The organism is Leisingera methylohalidivorans DSM 14336, from assembly GCF_000511355.1.
Taxonomy (GTDB): Bacteria; Pseudomonadota; Alphaproteobacteria; order Rhodobacterales; family Rhodobacteraceae; genus Leisingera; species Leisingera methylohalidivorans.
Genome location: NC_023135.1, coordinates 2022241 through 2040079 on the forward strand (window position 1 = coordinate 2022241; position 17839 = coordinate 2040079).

Here is a 17839-nt window from a genome sequence, read left to right on the forward strand (position 1 = left end):
ATGAATACAGCCCGCCTTTAACAGGCAAGCTGTTCATTTCTAGTATTTTTTCAAACCGCCACCGACATTCTACGAGAGTTCCGGTTTGGAAGACGCCTGTTAGGCAGCGCCGTTTTCCGGGCCGGAAAGCGGCGCTGTTTAATTCAGGCCAGGTAATCCGACCGCTGCAGGCCGTATTTGGCCATCTTCTCATTCAGGGTCCGGCGCGGCAGGCAAAGCTCATCCATCACGCTGGCAATGGATCCTTTGTGGCGGCGCATGGTGTTATCGATCAGCATCCGTTCAAAAGCTTCCACATATTCCTTCAGCGGCTTGCCTTCAGTGGTCATCACCGGCTGCATTTCCTCGTGGTCGGACATCAGCAGCGATGCAATGGTGCCAGAGCCGCGGCGTGACTGCAGCACCGCGCGTTCAGCAATGTTGATCAGCTGGCGCACGTTGCCCGGCCAGGGCGCCTGCAGCAGCTGCGCCGCTTCCTGGGCGCTGACCTGCGGCGCCTCGCAGCCGTATTCCTCAGAGAACTGTTCGCTGAGACGGGTGAACAGCGTGAGGATGTCCTCGCCGCGCTGGCGCAGCGGCGGCACGGTGATCCGCAGCGCCGCCAGCCGGTAGAACAGATCCGGGCGCAGCGCGTCTTCGCAGGTCTTGCCGGCCTCCTGCAGGTTGGAAATCGCGATAATGCGGGTTTCCGCAGGCGTGCCCTGCTCGTTGATCACACTCAGCAGCTTGGCCTGCAAAGTTTCTGACAGTGCGTCGATATCTTCCAGCACCAAAGTACCGCCGCGGGCTTCCTCGACCGCGGGCAGCATGCTGTCTTCCGGCTGCATCGGGCCGAACAAGCGCTTGGCAAGCGCTTCCTCTTCCAGGGCGGCACAGGAAATCAGCACGAATTTCTTGCCCGCGCGGCTGCCAACTGCGTGCAGCGCATGCGCCACCAGCGTCTTGCCGGTGCCGGTCTCGCCATCGATCAGCACATGGCCGTCGGCCTGGCCCAGATCCAGGATATCCTCCCGCAGGCGCTCCATCACCGGGCTTTGGCCGATCAGCTTCTTCATGATCTGGCCGCCATCCGACAGCTCGCGTCGCAGCGCCCGGTTGTCCAGCGTCAGCCGGCGGGCACCAGTGGCGCGCTTGGCCAGTTCCGACATGCGGTCCGGGTTAAAGGGTTTCTCCAGAAAGTCGAAGGCGCCGACCCGCATCGCCTCAACCGCCATCGGCACATCGCCATGGCCGGTGATCATGATCACCGGCAGCGCAGAATCGCTGCCCATCAGCTTTTTCAGGAACTGCATCCCGTCCATGCCCGGCATCTTAATGTCGGAAATCACGATGCCGGGATAATCCGGACCCAGCACCTTCAGCGCCTCTTCAGCGCTCGAGAACGTCTCGGTGTCGTACCCGGACAACGCCAGCCATTGGCTGATCGACTGCCGCATATCCTGTTCGTCGTCTACGATCGCGATCTTCATAGCCTGAGCCATGCGCGTTCACTCCTAATTCAGGGGCTGCCCTATTCGGCAGCCTCGATGCCGTCCACCAGGACCGGCAATTGCATCTCAAAGACCGCACCGCCGTTCTGGCCGTTGCGGGCCGTCAGCCGTCCCCCAAGGTCGTTGACGATCCCCGAGGAGATGGCAAGCCCCAAACCAACCCCGTCGCCGGGCAGCTTGGTGGTGTAGAACGGTTCGAACAATTCATCGAAGCCGCTGATCCCCACCCCATTGTCGCGCACCGACAGCGTCGCCGTCTCACCTGCGGCCAGCAGGATTTCCACCTCAGGGTCCGCCACAGATTTGGTGGCATCCAGCGCGTTGCGCAAGAGGTTGACCATGACCTGTTCCAGCCGCATCCGGTCGCCCATCACCATAACAGGTTCTTCGGGCAAAATCCGGGTGATTTTCACATGCCGCTGACGCAGCTGCGGCTCCATCATCGACAGGCTGGAGGCCAGTGCATCGCCCACGTTTACTGGGCTGAACGTATCGCCGCCCTTGCGCGCATAGGATTTCAGCTGGCGGGTGATCGCGCCCATCCGTTCGATCAGATCATCAATCCGGCCAAAAGAAGCCAGCGCCTCGTCCGGGCGGTTCCGGTTGAGCAGAAGCCGGGCGCCGGCCAAATAGGTTTTCATCGCCGCCAGCGGCTGGTTCAGCTCATGGCTGACAGCCGCCGACATTTCACCCAAAGCCGCCAGTTTCGAGCTTTGCGCCAGGCTTTGTTCAGCCACAGCAAGGGTCTTTTGCATCCGTTCCCGTTCGGCAATTTCCCGCTGCAGGCGCGCATTCAATACGCGAAGCTCTGCCGACTCGCGCTGGAACAAGGCCATACGCAGCGCGGTTTTCCGGCTCAGCGCGTAAAAGGCCAGCGCCAGCAGGATGGCGAATCCCATAATTTCCAGTGCCAGCACCGCGTTTACCCGCTCGCGCACCGAGGAATAGGTGGTGAAGGATGCCATCCGCCAGCCCTGGAACGGCACCCGTGTCTCCAGCCGCATCACCGCCTCGCCCTGCAAATAGGCGTCCGGCGGCAGCGCGGTCCAGTCTGTGGTGGCCCGGATCGCCCGCTGGATGGCGCCTTCGGGCGTCTGCAGGGTCAGCGCATCGACAAAATAAGCGGCATTGCGATGGGTCTCGCCCAGCCGGTTGCGGTCGGTTGCAGCCACGGTGCGGCCATCCTGAGCCAGCAGCATGATCGAAGCCGCGCCGATTTCGTCAACAAAGGAGATAAGCCTTTGCGTAGACAGAGAAAAGTCATTGGACTGCAGGGCCGAAATCAAAGTCTGGTCGCGCGCCAGCAGCTGCGGCACAATCGCATGCTGACGCAGCTCGCTCAGCAGGTTGCCTGAGTACAGCGCCAGCCGCAGCTCGGCCCGGTTGCGGGTGCTTTCAGTAAATCGGTGGGTCAGCGCCCGGTTGGTGGTCCACACGGTGGCAGCCGCCACCAGCATGAACAGCACAAGCGACAGCCGCGCACGCCAGGAAATCGTGCGCGAGCCGGTCTTCCGCTTGGGTTTGTTCAAATCTGAGTGCGGGGCGGTCATAAACTATACCTATTGCGGCCGCCCCGCATCCTCAAGTCACGCGGCAGTGACCATACCCGCCAATGCGCGGAACACTGCCGCACCATCGGTGCCGCCATGCCCCTCATCCGCAGCCCGCTCCGGGTGCGGCATCATGCCCAGAACACGGCGGTTTTCCGACAGAATACCGGCGATATCGGCAACCGAACCATTGGGGTTATCCGCATAGGTGAAGGCCACCCGGTCCTGATCCTGCAGCGCCCTTACAGTCTCTTCATCGGCAAAATAATTGCCGTCATGATGGGCAATCGGCACCCCGATCACGTCGCCCGCGCTGTACCCTTGGGTGAAGACACTCTCGGACGTCGCCACCTTCAGGTCCACGGTGCGGCAGATGTATTTCAAACCTGCGTTGCGCAGCAGCGCCCCCGGCAGCACACCGGTTTCAGTCAGGATCTGGAAGCCGTTGCAGACACCAATCGCGTAGCCGCCGCGGTCGGCGTGATCGATCACTGCCTTGCAGATCGGCGATTGCGCCGCGATAGCACCGCAGCGCAGGTAGTCGCCGTAGGAGAAGCCGCCGGGCACGCCGACGATATCAATCCCTTCGGGCAGTGCGCTGTCCTTGTGCCAGACCATCGACACGTCGAATCCGGCCTGCTCAAACGCCACCGCCAGATCGCGGTCGCAGTTCGAACCCGGGAAGACTACTACCGCCGCCTTCATCACTGCAGCTCGATGCTGTAGGATTCGATCACGGTGTTGGCCAGCAGCTTTTCGCACATTGCGGTCACGTCAGCCTCGGTTGCGCCCTCAGCCAGATCCAGATCAATCACCTTGCCCTGACGCACGCCTTCGACCTTGTCAAAGCCCAGGGCCCCCAGTGCGTGGCGCACGGCCTCGCCCTGCGGATCCAGAACCCCGTTCTTCAGCATCACATGCACCCGTGCCTTCATCGCATCATCCCTCAGGTTTTCGATGGCGAAGCCCCATCCAGGCTTCTTCTTTGCAATATATTCAAGTCCCGCCCGTGCACCGGACGCGACGCATTCTGTTCTGCGGCTCAGTTCACCAGCGTCGGCTTGCCCGGCGCCGGCGGGTTGTTCGGCATCACGCCCAGACGGCGCGCCACTTCGCTATATGCATCCGTCAGGCTTCCCAGGTCGCGGCGGAACACGTCCTTGTCCAGCTTCTGGCCGGTTTTCACATCCCAAAGGCGGCAGCTGTCCGGGCTGATCTCGTCCGCGATCACCAGACGCTGGAAGTCGCCTTCGTAAACACGGCCGATCTCGATCTTGAAATCGACCAGGCGGATGCCGACGGCCAGAAACACGCCGGACAGGAAGTCGTTCACCCGCAGCGCCAGGCTCAGGATGTCGTCCATGTCCTGCTGGCTGGCCCAGCCGAAGGCAGCGATGTGTTCTTCGGTGACCAGCGGATCGCCCAGGCCATCGTCCTTATAGCAGTATTCCACAATCGGGCGCGGCAGCTGGGTGCCCTCGTCAATGCCCAGGCGCTTGGAGATCGAGCCTGCAGCATAGTTGCGCACAATCACTTCCAACGGCACGATTTCGCAGCTGCGCACCAGCTGCTCGCGCATGTTCAATCGTTTCAGGAAATGGGTCGGCACTCCGATTTGCCCCAGGCCCAGCATGAAAAACTCGCTCAGGATGTTGTTCAGAACGCCCTTGCCCTCGATCACGTCGTGCTTTTCAGCATTAAAGGCGGTGGCGTCGTCTTTGAAGTACTGGACGATGGTACCCGGTTCGGGGCCTTCATACAGTGTCTTGGCCTTGCCTTCGTAGATTTTCTTGCGACGCGCCATTGGGAGCCTTTCGGGTCAATGCCGGGAATCCGGCCCTGCGATGTGCCGCTCTCATAGTGCAAGGGGGCCTCAGCCGCAAGCTTGCTGCACGGGCTCGCGCCCCGGCCGCTGCCGGCATCAGAGGCCCGCCCGCCTCGCTGCAGGCACAAAGGCTTTATCAAGAACAGTTTTTCCTTGCCCTCAGCAACGATCATGCTCCTATCATTAGACAGGTGCAAACGGTTTATGAGGATCAGTCATGACTACATTTGACGAACGCGAACAGGCGTTTGAGGCCAAATTCGCGCATGATGAGGAAATGCAGTTCAAAGCCCGTGCGCGGTGCAACAAACTGGTTGGCCTTTGGGCGGCAGAGCTGTTGGGGAAAAGCGGCTCATCTGCCCATGATTACGCCCAGTCCGTCGTCTCTGCCGATCTTGTGGAAGCGGGCCATGATGATATCGTGCGTAAACTGGCCGGCGACCTGGGGCCCCGGGCAAGCGAAAACCAGATCCGCAGCAAACTGCTGGAAATGATGCCGCGGGCGCAAGAAGAAATTCTGAGCGAAGCCGGCTGATCACCCGGTCCGGCCGCCAGGCCAGCCCGGTGCCCTCTGACCGTTTCCCGTCGCGGTGCCCGCCGGCATCGCAGTCCTTCTGCTGCCGCTCATGCCGGCCTGCACTGCCCTGTGAATACAGCATGGGGCCGCAGCAGAAAACAACATAACCCTGGTGGTTAACCCATCCGGAAACTGCTGTCAGCAGACTGGCAGCGCAGGACTTTTTGCGCTGCCCGCCAAGGTTGCCACGCTGCATTCAAAACCCACCGCCGCCAAACCGGCTACGCGGGCGATCCCGGCCGGCAGTTTCATTTCTGATCATGGAAATCTGCCTGCAGCTGCTGCAGGCGCACACCGAACTGCCGCCGTTGCCTGAATTGAGCGCCATTCTGCCTAAGCAGTCCGCAGGCGTCGCTTACGCTGTTTGATCCATTGCCGGGCCTCGCTGCCGGCTCCATTGCCCTGCTACGCCCCAGGCCGCAGTGCCGCCGCCTGCCACCATAAATACACCGGGCATAGTGCGCGGCTCGCCTGCACGGCCGGCTGGTGCGGCGCAGGCTTCATAATGAAGATGAAGAAAATGAAATTGCCCTTGCCCGCCCGGCATGACACAGGGGACATAGACCGACTTGCCGCCCTGCCCGTCCTGGCGGCCTGCTGAAACGGGATTAAACCGATGACAAACACTTTCAAACAGCTGCTGGAAACCAAAGACGCCCTGCTGGCGGATGGTGCAACCGGCACCAATCTGTTCGCTATGGGACTGCAGGCCGGCGATGCGCCGGAACTGTGGAACGTGGACGAACCGCAGAAGATTCTGGCGCTGTACAAGGGCTCGGTTGATGCGGGCAGCGACTTGTTCCTGACCAACAGTTTCGGCGGCACCGCCGCCCGGCTGAAGCTGCATGACGCCCAGGGCCGCGTGCGCGAGTTGAACCGCGTCGCCGCCGAACTTGGCCGCGAGGTGGCCGACAAGGCGGAACGCAAGATCGCGGTGGCCGGCTCTGTTGGCCCGACAGGGGAAATTTTTGAACCTGTTGGCGACATGTCCCATGCTTTGGCGGTCGAGATGTTCCACGAGCAGGCGGATGCCCTGAAAGAGGGCGGCGCCGATGTCTTGTGGCTGGAGACCATTTCCGCGCCGGAGGAATTCCGCGCCGCGGCTGATGCCTTCAAACTGGCGGATATGCCCTGGTGCGGCACCATGAGCTTTGACACTGCAGGCCGCACCATGATGGGAGTGACCTCTGCTGACCTCGCCCAGCTGGTGGAGGAATTCGACAATGCGCCGCTGGCTTTCGGTGCCAATTGCGGCACCGGCGCCTCCGACATTCTGCGCACCGTTCTCGGCTTTGCCGCCCAAGGCACCGAGCGGCCGATCATCTCCAAGGGCAATGCCGGCATTCCGAAATATGTCGACGGCCACATCCATTACGATGGCACGCCCGAGCTGATGGGCGAATACGCGGTCATGGCCCGTGACGCGGGCGCCAGGATTATCGGCGGCTGCTGCGGCACCATGCCCGAACACCTGCGCCACATGCGCGCGGCGCTCGACAGCCGCCCGCGCGGCGACCGTCCGGCGCTGGAACAGATCGTCGACCTGCTGGGCCCCTTCACCTCCGACGGCGACGGCACCGGCGATGATGCAAACACGGGTGGCGAGCGCCGCTCCCGCCGCCGCCGCCGCGCCTGAAGGCGGCAATTGCCAGAACCGCTGAAATAACGGCGCCGCATGTCATCATGCGGCGCCGTATTTCGTCCAGGTCCCAGCCTATCGGTGTCATCCACCCGCCCTCGCATAGCCGCGAGCTCCGCCCCCCGGCGGCAGCTTGCCAGCGCCGGTCTGCAGCCCTGTGTTCAGACCTGCCGGTCAGCCCGGCCTAGCCGACAATCCTGAAACCGCTGACCCCCGGTTCGGGATCGGTCCGCTCCGTCAGGACATCCTTGACCGAGGCGGCACCGGGGCCGCGCCCCATTCTGCGCACCATATCGGCAACGCTGGCGGCCGGCCCCATCAGCAGGGCCCGCACCGAGCCGTCGGGCTCATTGCGGATCCAGCCGGACAGCCCGTGCCGCACCGCTTCCGCCCTGGCCCAGGTGCGGAAGGCCACGCCCTGCACACGTCCGGTGACCCGTGCTTTCACAGCGACAGACGTCATAGCCCACCTTCCTTTCCGTCAGATACGGCCCCAGCATAGCACAAAAACACCGCACCGGCCGTGGAAGAATGGATCAAAACAACGCCAGCTGATCGCCCGGCTGCGGCGGGCGGGCAAACAGATCGCTACGCAGCGGCTCCGTCCGCTCCTGCAGGCCCAGCCGCTTGCAGGCTGCCTTGAACCGCTGGGCAATCATCTCGGCGTAACGCCCCTCACCCCGCATCCGGTGGCCCCAGCGCGGATCATAATCGCGCCCGCCATGCATTTCCCGCAGCCGCGCCATCACCTTGGCCGCACGGCCCGGCTCATTTTCGGCCAGCCATTCCTGCCACAGCTCCGACACCTCCCGCGGCAGCCGCAGCATGATCCAGCTGGCTGCATCAGCGCCCGCTTCCGCGCCGGCCGCCAGCAGCGCCTCCAGCTCATGGTCGGTCAGCCCCGGCACGACGGGGGAAGTCATCACCCGCACCGGCACGCCCGCCTGAGTCAGCCGCCGGACCGCGGCCAGCCTCCGGGCCGGCAATGGTGCCCGCGGCTCCATCCGGCGGGACAGGTCAGGGTCCAGCGTGGTGAGGGAAATCCCCACCCGCACCAGCCCCTTGGCCGCCATCGGCGCCAGAATATCCAGATCCCGCTCCACCATCGCGCCCTTGGTGACGATCGCCACAGGATGATCGAAATCCCGCAATACCTCCAGGCAGCCGCGGGTGATGCGATGGTCCCGCTCGCACGGCTGGTAAGGGTCGGTGTTGGTGCCAAGCGCCAGAACGGCCGTCTTGTAACGCGGCGCCGACAGTTCCTTGCGCAGCACCGCGGCCGCATTGGGGCGTGCGACCAGCCGGGTTTCAAAGTCCAGCCCCGGCGACAGGCCAAGATAGGCATGGCTGGGCCGCGCAAAACAATATATGCAACCATGCTCACATCCGCGGTAAGGGTTGATGGACCGGTCGAACGGCAAATCCGGAGACCGGTTATAACTGATCAGCGACCGCGCTGTCTCGAGCCGCACTTCGGTGGGAATCACCTCCGGATCCGGCTCCTGAACCCAGCCGTCATCCACCTGGCTGCGGTCCAGATCGAACCGCCCCGCCGCATTGCTGAGACTGGCGCGCCCTTTGCGGCGCGTGGCATGTTGGGTGATTTCCTGCAGCATGGGCGCAACCTACCCATCACGAGGGAACAAATAAAGAACAAATTGGCAATTTCGAAGATTTCCATGTGAATTCTTCATTATTATTGCGCCGGAATTGTCTCTATACGTCGGTTAGAACAGCGGCAATGTCGCAAATAATGCAGTTCACTGGCTGTATTCTGTCACAAAAGCCCCTGAAACAGGCCAACACCGGGGACACCCCCGTCAGCAAGGATTAGGCGCATGTCGGACGAAGAAGACATCATCCTCTCGGAACTCGATGACGAGGAACTTGTTCAGCAGATGTTTGACGACCTCTATGACGGTCTCAAAGAGGAAATCGAAGAAGGCGTTGGCATTCTGCTGTCCCGCGACTGGGCGCCTTATGACGTTCTGACCAAGGCTCTGGTGGGCGGCATGACCATCGTTGGCGCCGACTTCCGCGACGGCATCCTGTTTGTCCCCGAGGTTCTGCTGGCCGCCAACGCAATGAAGGGCGGCATGGCCATTCTGAAACCGCTGCTGGCTGCAACCGGCGCCCCTCAGATCGGGTCGATGGTTATCGGCACCGTCAAGGGCGACATCCATGACATCGGTAAAAACCTGGTTTCGATGATGATGGAAGGCGCCGGCTTTGAAGTGGTCGATCTGGGGATCAACAACCCGGTCGAGAACTACCTGGAAGCCCTGGGAGAGCACAAGCCGGACATCCTCGGCATGTCCGCTCTGCTGACCACCACCATGCCCTACATGAAGGTGGTGATCGACACCATGGTCGAGCAAGGCCTGCGTGATGACTACATCGTGCTGGTTGGCGGCGCGCCGCTGAACGAAGAGTTCGGCAAGGCAATCGGCGCCGACGGCTATTGCCGTGACGCCGCCGTGGCCGTTGAAATGGCCAAGGATATGGTGGCGCGCAAGCACAACTCGATGAGCGCCTGATTTGGCACGCAAAGGACGCGCAGCCCGCTTGACCGAGCGGGCTGCCTTCCGCCCTCCGACCGGGAGGACGCTTGAGGAAAGCTCCCTCACCGAACAGGGCCTGGCCGCACCTGAGAAAAAGACCGGCCGAATCCTGCTGATCGCCTGCGGCGCGCTTGCGCGAGAGATCCTTGATATCAAGGAGAAAAACGGGCTGGATCACATAGACCTCACCTGCCTGCCCGCAAAACTGCACCTCTATCCGGATCAGATTGTCGATGCGGTCGACGGCGCCGTGGCTAAATACTCAACAGTATATGACAAGATTTACGTGATCTATGCGGACTGCGGCACCGGCGGCGCGCTGGAACGCAAATGCGCGGAGCTCGGCGTGGAAATGGTCGCAGGCCCGCATTGCTATTCCTTTTTTGAGGGCAATGACGCCTTTGCGTCCCGTACCGATGCGGGTGAGATCACTGCCTTTTACCTGACCGATTTCCTGGTCAAGCAATTCGATGCTTTTGTCTGGCGTCCGATGGGGCTCGACAAGCACCCGGAGCTGCGGGACATGGTGTTCGGCAATTACACCAAACTGATCTACCAGTCACAGATCAGCGACCCCAAGCTGGTGGAAAAAGCCCGCGGCTGCGCAGCCCGCATGGGGCTGGAGTTCGAGCACCGCCACACCGGCTATGGCGATCTGGAAACCGCGATCTCCAACTGGGCCGAGTAGGCCCTTCATCTTTCAAGAAATACTCCGGGGAGCGCGAGGGGCCGGCCCCTCGCCCGGCCGGCCTCAGGCCTGCGCCATTGCGGTTTCGCGGATCCGCTCGATCATCGAGCGTAACCCGTTCGAGCGCTGCGAAGACAGGTGTTCGTTCAGCCCAAGCCGACCCAGCTCCGCCCTGGCATCCACGGCAACCACATCCTTAAGCCCCAAACCATTGTACAGGCAGCGCAGCACGGCAATCAGACCCCGCACAATCATCGCATCGCTGTCACCGTCAAACCGGAATTCTCCGTCTTCAACCGTGGCATGCAGCCAGACCTGGCTGGCGCAGCCGTCGACCTTGGTTGCGGGCACTTTCAGCGCGTCGTCCAGCGGCCGCATCGCCTTGCCCAGATCGATGACATGGCGGTAACGGTCCTCCCAGTCCTCCATGAACTCGAAGTCTTCCACGATCTCTTCAAAGGCGGCAGTGGCCATCGTCCGTTATCCTCAAAATCCGTTTCCGGGGGCAGTTCAGCACCTAAGCCCCTGCCCGCCCCATTTCAACCGCTTTTCAAGCTTCGGCCAATGGGGTAATCCCTTGCAAAGACATTTTGAATGGGCGGGGACAAATGCACAAACCATTGGCTCTTACATTGGCCTGCGCGCTGATGCTGGCAGGCTGCGGCGGCTGGAAACAGTCGCGGGTCAACCCGTCCAACTGGTTTGGCAGCTCCGCGCCCGCCGAAGCGCCGGTACCGGCAAACAGCAACCCGCTGCTGCCGCAAGAAAGCAATGCCCGCGGGCTCTTTGCCCGCCCCGAGCCCAAGGACACTTCCGTCCTGGTCAGTCACGTGACCGGTATGCGGATAGAACGCACCGCATCCGGCGCCATCATCTATGCAACTGCCGTTGCCGCCCGTCAGGGCGCCTATGACGTTGTTCTGCGGCCGGCCGAAGACAGTGATGAAGGTGTCCTCAGCTTCGACTTCCGGGTTGTGTACCCAGAGGATGGCACGCCAACCGGCAGCGAGTTCAGCCGCACCATCCATGCCGCCCGCACAGTTACGAATCAGGATCTGGCCGGAATCCGCACCGTGCGTGTGAATGGCGCGGAAAATTCCCGCGAAAGCCGCCGCCGCTGACCCCATGACCGCTTAGAAAGAAAAACGCCCGCAATCGTTGCGGGCGTTTTTCTATTTGCCTGCTGTTGGCAGCAGCCGGAGCGGCTTACAGCTCCACCACCTGAACCGCCTGGCCTTTGGCTGCGAGGCCGATCTTGCCCTCGCAAAGCCGCAGGGCATCGGCGCCGAACACTTCGCGGCGCCAGCCGCTGAGGGCCGGGACATCGCGCAGGCCCGCCGCAATCGCGTCCAGGTCCGCACTGGGTGCGATCAGCTTGGCCGCCACGCCCTCTGCTTCGGTCTTGGCCTTCAGCAGCACCCGCAGAAGGTCCGCCAGCGCCGGATTCACTTGCAGCTTTTCCTTGCTGCGGTCCATCCGGGGGTGGTCTTCGGGCGGGCAGTCAGCCCCCTTGGCCACGGCCGCCAGGATACCTTCGGCAATGGCACCCTTGCGCGCCTCGCGCAGCAGCAGCCGGGAGCCGCCCAGATCACCAGGGTTGCGCGGCTTGGTCGAAGCAAGCTCGACCAGCGCATCGTCCTTGAACACCCGGTTGCGCGGCACATTGTTGGTTTGCGCATAGGTTTCGCGGAAGGCGGCCAATTCACGCACCACGGCCAGAAACTTACCCGACGAGGTCCGGGTTTTGACCCGTTTCCACGCATCTTCGGGCTGAATGTCATAGGTCGCCGGATCGGTCAGAACCTGCAGCTCCTCGGCCACCCAATGGGACCGGCCGCTCTTTTCCAGTTCAGCGGCCAGGAACTCGTAAATATTGCGCAGATGGGTCACATCGGCCAGCGCATAGGTCTTTTGCGCCTCGCTTAAAGGCCGGCGCGACCAGTCGGTAAACCGCGATGTCTTGTCGACACCCAGTTTGACGATCTTGCGCACCAGGGTTTCATAACCTGCCTGATCACCGAAGCCGCAGACCATCGCCGCAACCTGGGTATCGAACAGCGGCTTGGGGAAGACACCTGCGTCAACCCAGAAGATTTCCAGATCCTGGCGGGCAGCGTGGAACACTTTGACCACGTTCTCATCGCGAAACAGCGTATATAGCGGCTCCAGCGATATGCCGTCGGCCAGCGGGTCAACCAGAACCGCATCGCTTTCGCCATCCCCCGCAAAGGCCAGCTGGATCAGGCAAAGCTTGGAATAATAGGTCCGTTCCCGCAAAAACTCGGTATCTACCGTGACATAAGGATACTGTGCGGCGGTTTCGCAAAAGGCCTGCAGGTCTTCGGTGGTGGTCAGAGTTTTCATAAATTCCGGCTTTTCAATCTCATGTGGGCCGGGACGTGATACGCGCTTGTCCCGGGCAATGCAATCAGCCGGACCTCAGCCCAGCTGAACCAGCGTTTTGTCACCCGCCGCGAAGCGGCGCAGCACTGCCGGATAAAGAAGATGCTCCTGCACCAGAACCCGGGCTGCCAGATCATCCGGTGTATCTCCCTTCAGGACCGGTACACGGGCCTGACCCAATATCGGGCCATCATCCAGGGCCGGCGTCACCTCATGCACGGTACAGCCATGTTCGCTGTCGCCGGCCTCAAGCGCACGGGCGTGGGTGTGCAGGCCCTTGTATTTCGGCAGCAGTGACGGGTGGATATTCAGCATCCGGCCCTGAAACTGAGACACAAAACCTTCGGTCAGCACCCGCATGAATCCGGCCAGACAGACGATGTCGGCGCCGGCCTCGAGAATGGGTTTGACCAGTTCCGCCTCAAAAGCGGCCCGGTCGCCCTTGAACGGGCGGTGATCCACCGCCGCTGTTGCGACACCGGCGGCCGCGGCTTTTTTCAAGCCGCCCGCCCCGGCATCATTGGACAGCACCAGGCAGGGCCGCGCCGGATGATCGCCGGTCATGCTCTCCAGCAGCGCCACCATGTTGGAGCCGCCGCCGGAAACCAGAATGGCAACCTGTTTCTTGTCCCTCACAGCAGATTGCCCGTGTAGCGCATGCCTTCGCCGGCGGTGACGGTGCCCAGGCGGCTGACGGTCTCGCCTTCGCCTTCCAGAAGCTCAATCAGCGCATCGGCGCGATCGGCGGAAACCGACAGGATCATGCCGATGCCGCAGTTGAAGGTCTTCAGCATCTCGGCTTCGGCGATATCGCCGGTCGCCGCCATCCACTGGAACACACCGGGCAGCTGCCAGGCGTTCAGATCGATGTCGGCCCCCAGGCCTTCGGGCAGCACCCGCGGCAGGTTCTCGGTCAGGCCGCCGCCGGTGATATGGGCCAGCGCATGCACGCCCCCTGCCCGCACCGCCGCCAGCGACTGTTTCACATAGAGACGGGTCGGTGTCAGCAACGCCTCGCCCAGAGTGCCCTCGCCAAAGGGGCACTCCGCGTCCCAGCCCAGACCGGACACGTCGACCAGCTTGCGCACCAGCGAATAGCCGTTGGAATGCACGCCGTCAGACGCCAGCCCCAGCAGAACATCGCCCTCCTGCACGCCTTCCGGCAGTGCCGTACCGCGTTCCATCGCGCCAACGGCAAAGCCTGCAAGGTCGAAATCACCTTGCGGGTACATGCCCGGCATCTCGGCCGTCTCGCCGCCGATCAGCGCGCAGCCGGAGCGCACGCAGCCCTCGGCGATGCCCTCGATGATGCGGGCGGCGGTTTCGGTTTCCAGCTTGCCGGTGGCGAAATAGTCGAGGAAAAACAGCGGCTCGGCGCCCTGGCAGACCAGGTCGTTGACGCACATTGCGACCAGGTCGATGCCAACGCCGTCCACCACGCCGGTGTCGATGGCGATCCGCAGCTTGGTGCCGACACCATCGGTGGCGCCCACCAGGATCGGATCGTTGTAGCCGGCAGCTTTCAGATCGAACAGCGCGCCGAAACCGCCCAGCCCGCTCATCACGCCGGAGCGGTTGGTGCGCTTGGCGGCCGGCTTGATCCGGTCAACCAGGGCGTTGCCCGCATCAATGTCCACACCTGCGTCTGCATAGGTCAAGCCGTTCTTGCCGCTGGTCATCACTTGGCTCCTTCAAATCGGTTGCGCAGCCTTTAGCGCAAGGCGCCTCGGAAGGAAACAAAGGAATCCGCCGCGCCATCACAGGCAACGCGCCAAGGGGATTTCACAGCCTCTGAACCGGCCTCAATGGCCAAATGGCCAAGGGGCCGCCTGATGGGCATAGCCGATCGCCTGGCGCAGCACCTGGGACAGCGCGCCCGGCCCAACCAGCCGGGCGGTCCCCGTGTCGGTCAGCAGCTTTCGGCCGCCACGCTCAATCACATAACCGTTAACCGGGATCAGCAGCGCCGTCCTGCAGCCCGGGCTGCCCCTGCGCCAGAGCGGGATCGAAGCTGGCCGCATCGTGACCGGTGAGCAACTGCCTCCCGCTCCCGCCGCACGCCGGACCGGCACCGGGATCTGACCATAGGGAACACAGTGGCCCGGCTGGAGCCGCTGCACCGGCACCGCACGGTAATTTCACCGGTGCGGCCTGCAATCACCGCTTGACCTTGCCCGCCCCATTTCCTAACCACGAAACCATGGCGGGCCTGTAGCTCAACGGTTAGAGCAGAGCGCTCATAACGCTTTGGTTGGGGGTTCGAATCCCTCCGGGCCTACCATAAAATCAATGCCTTAGATCTCGCGTACGGTTTTCTCGCGAGTTCATTGAACCTGAGGCTTCAGAGATCAGGCCAATTTCAGGCCTTTGGACCCTGGGTACTCCATCTGTCCAGTCGGTTCGTCTGACTTCTGATCCGCAACGGAAGGCGCGGAACCTCCCCCAGAACTGCCCTTGTCTTTCGGCAGCGTTGCTCTGCCGATCAAAGGATAAGATGCATCAGCAAGGCTTTGCTGCACAAATTTCGTGAAGGATTCACTGTGTGCATCCAGCGTGATAGCTGGAGGGCATGAGCCGTTGGGCCCCGGCGAAGTACAAGACCACGAACTGGCCGTCTTGCAACACAGCACTGAAGCAACGCGGATCGCTGTCGATCTGGTTTGATCCCGAGAGGGTCTGGACGCCGCCGCCAACAGGCAAGCCTGGCCGCCAATTCCAATTCAGCGATGCGGCAATCCAGGCCTGCCTTACCCTGAAGGTCTTGTCTGGCATGCCTTTGCGGCAATCCACCGGCGTCGTACAATGCTTGTTGCGGCTGGCCGGGTTGGACTGGGCCGTACCCGGCTGCAGCACCCTATGCCGCCGTCAGAGGACACTGAACGTAAGTCTGCCGTATCGGGGCCGAAAACTGGCCCACTGAACCTGCTCCCCCCCCCTCTCATGGCTTGCAAGCAAACCACTGCCGGGCAGCGGACAGCACCGGCATCAAGGCTGAGGGTGAAGGCTGAGGGTGAAGGTGCGTGGAATGCCCGTGAACATGGTGGCCCCAAACGCCGTATATGGCGCAAGCTGCACGCAGGGATCGACGAAAAAACGCTGGAAGCGCGGGCCGTCTAGGTCACAAGCAGCAACGTTGGGATGCGCCCATGCGGCCCGAACTGCCCGGCCAAATCCCGCCTGAACAGAAGTTTGGCAGCGTCACCGCGGACGGCGCATATGGCACCCGGAAATGCCACGGGGCAATTGCCGCGCGCGGCGCGCTTGCCGTCATTCCTCCGCGCAAAAACACCAAACCCTGGAAGCCTGCGAGCGCAGGGGCCATCGCTCGGAACGGGGCCGTCAATGCATCGCGATATTCGGGCCGTGCCCTGTGGCGACGATGGAGCGGATACCAGCGCCGGCGCCGCGCCGGGATATGGGGTGCTGAAAGTGATCCGGGGGATCATTTTCCCGGCGATTGGATGCATTGTGCAAAGCTGCTGGGGCAAAGCCTCATGGCGCGGGACTTCGACCGCCAAGTTGCGGAAATCCAGCTCCGCATCGCAATGCTCAACCGGTACACAGCTCTCAGCATACCAGATACCTTGGCCGTAGGATAAGTCTGTCCGGGGAAAGGGGTGGCACGGCCTTCAGCAGATTTATGCAACAAAGCCCTGCCGGCCGCCGCCGCGCAACACCTGATGGCGCACTGGCGCCTGCCCCGCGGGGCGGCGTCTGCGGCTTAGCGGTCAGCGCGCGATCACGATGTCGGCTTTCAGCCCGCCCAGATCCGTGCTTTCGCCCAGCCGCAGGGTACCGCCGTGAGCACGGGCGATGTCCGCCACAATCGCCAGACCAAGGCCGACACCAGACCCGCGGTCCTGATTACGGGCCGGATCCAGCCGGGTGAACGGGCGGATGGCATCGCCGCGCTGCCCGGCTGGTATGCCGGGGCCGTCATCCTCGACCCGGATGCGCATGGAGCGATCGGTCAAAGCCACAGAAACCCGCGCCTGGGAGCCATAGCGCACGGCGTTTGAGATCAAATTCTCCACCGCCCTTCGCAGCGGCTGGCGGCGCAGCATCACCTCCCCCGTGCCGGACATCTCTCCCAGCGCCACCTGTTTATCCTGGCGCTGCCAATCGCTGATGATAGTGCGGACAAGGTCTTGCGGATCCACCGGTTCAGGCTCGCTTACGGTCGCCCCCCTGGAGAAATCCAGGAACGCATCCAGCAGTGCCTGCATTTCATCCACATCGCGCAGCATCGGTGCGGCATGCTCCTCGTCCAGCATTGCCAGCTCAAGCTTCATCCGCGTCAGCGGCGTGCGCAGGTCATGGCTTACCCCTGACAGCATCAGCGTGCGCTGCTCGATCTGCCGCTCGAGCCGCGCGCGCATATCCAGAAAGGCACTGCCGGCCGCCCGCACTTCCAATGCGCCGGCCGGCGAATACGGCACCGCCCGGCCGCGCCCGAAAGCTTCGGCAGCATTGGCCAGCCGCTTGATCGGGCGCAGCTGGTTGCGCATGTAAAGAAAGGAAATCAGCATCATCAGGAAGCCGAACAACAGCATAGTGACAATCAGCTGGTGCGGTGCGGCGGCAGTTACCCGCCGACGGTCAAAGCTGAGTTCCATCAGCCCGTGCGCGGAGCCGAAATAGACCTGTACCGTGCGGTCCGCAGGAAACCGCGCCGCCAGAAACCCTGGGAACGTCTTCTGCAGTTCTTCACGCACCACCCGGCCGGAAAACTCGATCAGGCTGAACTGATCCTCCGGCAGCGGAGCACCAGGAGGCAGAAACCGCGCCTGCATGTTCAACGGCTGCAGCAGCGGCCCCATCTGAACCAATGCGGCCTGCTGGTCCGTTGCCGCGTCCGCCACCTGGCGCAGCAGCTCGAACTCGCGCTGGATGGTGGCCGTCATCTGCACGGTGACATCTTCCAGATCGCGTTTGATGAACACCACAGACACCACGATCTGCAGCGCCACGATGGGCACCACCAGGATCAAAGCCGCACGGGCATATAGACTGCGCGGCATATATCGTTTGAGCCATTTGAAGAACATGGGCTAAGCCTATAGGGCGCTTGGAAAAGAGAAAAGCCAATCCGGGCCCGAACCGGCC

At 62.5% G+C, this 17839-nt stretch carries 18 protein-coding genes, 1 tRNA gene and 1 pseudogene; 7 read left to right on the forward strand and 13 right to left on the reverse strand.

Annotated elements, in window-relative coordinates:
- Window positions 1-143: 143 nt before the first annotated feature.
- The 5 genes from METH_RS10005 to purC form a co-directional block, all read right to left on the reverse strand.
- Window positions 144-1481 carry a sigma-54-dependent transcriptional regulator gene (locus METH_RS10005; protein WP_024090346.1) on the reverse strand — a complete coding sequence of 446 codons (1338 nt, stop codon included), beginning with the start codon at window positions 1479-1481 and terminating at the stop codon, window positions 144-146.
- A gap of 29 nt (window positions 1482-1510) precedes the next feature.
- Window positions 1511-3040, reverse strand: a complete 1530-nt coding sequence (locus tag METH_RS10010; protein ID WP_024090347.1) for a sensor histidine kinase — start codon at window positions 3038-3040, stop codon at window positions 1511-1513.
- Window positions 3041-3076: 36 nt separating this feature from the next.
- Window positions 3077-3745, reverse strand: a complete 669-nt coding sequence (gene purQ / locus METH_RS10015; RefSeq protein WP_024090348.1) for a phosphoribosylformylglycinamidine synthase subunit PurQ — start codon at window positions 3743-3745, stop codon at window positions 3077-3079.
- The gene (purS, locus tag METH_RS10020; protein WP_024090349.1) at window positions 3745-3975 is read right to left on the reverse strand and encodes a phosphoribosylformylglycinamidine synthase subunit PurS; all 231 of its coding nucleotides are present in this window, start codon (window positions 3973-3975) and stop codon (window positions 3745-3747) included. The genes purQ and purS overlap by 1 nt, the downstream gene beginning before the upstream one ends.
- Window positions 3976-4082: 107 nt before the next feature.
- Window positions 4083-4844 (reverse strand): phosphoribosylaminoimidazolesuccinocarboxamide synthase, encoded by a 762-nt coding sequence (gene purC / locus METH_RS10025; protein ID WP_024090350.1) that lies wholly within the window; start codon window positions 4842-4844, stop codon window positions 4083-4085.
- 238 nt (window positions 4845-5082) lie between these two features.
- Between purC and METH_RS10030 the strand changes: the two genes are divergently transcribed.
- Entirely contained in the window at window positions 5083-5400 is a 318-nt protein-coding gene (locus METH_RS10030; protein WP_024090351.1) for a DUF1476 domain-containing protein, read from the forward strand.
- A gap of 658 nt (window positions 5401-6058) precedes the next feature.
- Window positions 6059-7078 (forward strand): betaine--homocysteine S-methyltransferase, encoded by a 1020-nt coding sequence (gene bmt / locus METH_RS10035; RefSeq protein WP_024090354.1) that lies wholly within the window; start codon window positions 6059-6061, stop codon window positions 7076-7078.
- 187 nt (window positions 7079-7265) lie between these two features.
- Here bmt and METH_RS10040 read toward each other — a convergent pair whose 3' ends face one another.
- Window positions 7266-7544, reverse strand: coding sequence for an acylphosphatase (locus METH_RS10040; RefSeq protein ID WP_024090355.1), 279 nt, complete (start codon window positions 7542-7544; stop codon window positions 7266-7268).
- A 73-nt stretch (window positions 7545-7617) separates the two neighbouring features.
- A complete protein-coding gene (locus METH_RS10045) occupies window positions 7618-8697 on the reverse strand; it encodes a PA0069 family radical SAM protein (RefSeq protein WP_024090356.1) in 1080 nt (359 codons plus the stop codon).
- Window positions 8698-8919: 222 nt separating this feature from the next.
- On the opposite strand from METH_RS10045, the gene METH_RS10050 reads away from it, so the two are divergent.
- Complete coding sequence (locus tag METH_RS10050) at window positions 8920-9618, forward strand: corrinoid protein (RefSeq protein ID WP_024090357.1); 699 nt, start codon at window positions 8920-8922, stop codon at window positions 9616-9618.
- Between the two features lies 1 nt (window position 9619).
- The gene (locus tag METH_RS10055; RefSeq protein WP_024090358.1) at window positions 9620-10330 is read left to right on the forward strand and encodes a DUF1638 domain-containing protein; all 711 of its coding nucleotides are present in this window, start codon (window positions 9620-9622) and stop codon (window positions 10328-10330) included.
- Window positions 10331-10393: 63 nt separating this feature from the next.
- On the opposite strand, the gene METH_RS10060 is transcribed toward METH_RS10055, so the two are convergent.
- A complete protein-coding gene (locus tag METH_RS10060; protein ID WP_024090359.1) occupies window positions 10394-10804 on the reverse strand; it encodes a SufE family protein in 411 nt (136 codons plus the stop codon).
- A gap of 134 nt (window positions 10805-10938) precedes the next feature.
- On the opposite strand from METH_RS10060, the gene METH_RS10065 reads away from it, so the two are divergent.
- Window positions 10939-11451, forward strand: a complete 513-nt coding sequence (locus METH_RS10065; protein ID WP_024090360.1) for a hypothetical protein — start codon at window positions 10939-10941, stop codon at window positions 11449-11451.
- An 85-nt stretch (window positions 11452-11536) separates the two neighbouring features.
- Here METH_RS10065 and rnd read toward each other — a convergent pair whose 3' ends face one another.
- The 4 genes from rnd to METH_RS10085 form a co-directional block, all read right to left on the reverse strand.
- Entirely contained in the window at window positions 11537-12694 is a 1158-nt protein-coding gene (gene rnd, locus METH_RS10070; protein ID WP_024090361.1) for a ribonuclease D, read from the reverse strand.
- A gap of 75 nt (window positions 12695-12769) precedes the next feature.
- A complete protein-coding gene (gene purN / locus METH_RS10075) occupies window positions 12770-13369 on the reverse strand; it encodes a phosphoribosylglycinamide formyltransferase (RefSeq protein WP_024090362.1) in 600 nt (199 codons plus the stop codon).
- The gene (purM, locus tag METH_RS10080) at window positions 13366-14412 is read right to left on the reverse strand and encodes a phosphoribosylformylglycinamidine cyclo-ligase (RefSeq protein WP_024090363.1); all 1047 of its coding nucleotides are present in this window, start codon (window positions 14410-14412) and stop codon (window positions 13366-13368) included. Before purM ends, purN begins: the two co-directional genes overlap by 4 nt.
- Window positions 14413-14535: 123 nt before the next feature.
- Window positions 14536-14754, reverse strand: a complete 219-nt coding sequence (locus METH_RS10085; protein ID WP_024090364.1) for a hypothetical protein — start codon at window positions 14752-14754, stop codon at window positions 14536-14538.
- A gap of 184 nt (window positions 14755-14938) precedes the next feature.
- Here METH_RS10085 and METH_RS10090 point away from each other — a divergent pair.
- Together METH_RS10090 and METH_RS23115 are read left to right on the forward strand one after the other, a co-directional pair.
- A tRNA-Ile gene (locus tag METH_RS10090) sits at window positions 14939-15014 on the forward strand.
- 288 nt (window positions 15015-15302) lie between these two features.
- Window positions 15303-16332 (forward strand): annotated as a pseudogene (locus METH_RS23115) (IS5 family transposase).
- Window positions 16333-16461: 129 nt separating this feature from the next.
- On the opposite strand, the gene METH_RS10105 reads toward METH_RS23115, so the two are convergent.
- Complete coding sequence (locus tag METH_RS10105; protein ID WP_024090367.1) at window positions 16462-17781, reverse strand: ATP-binding protein; 1320 nt, start codon at window positions 17779-17781, stop codon at window positions 16462-16464.
- Window positions 17782-17839: the final 58 nt, after the last annotated feature.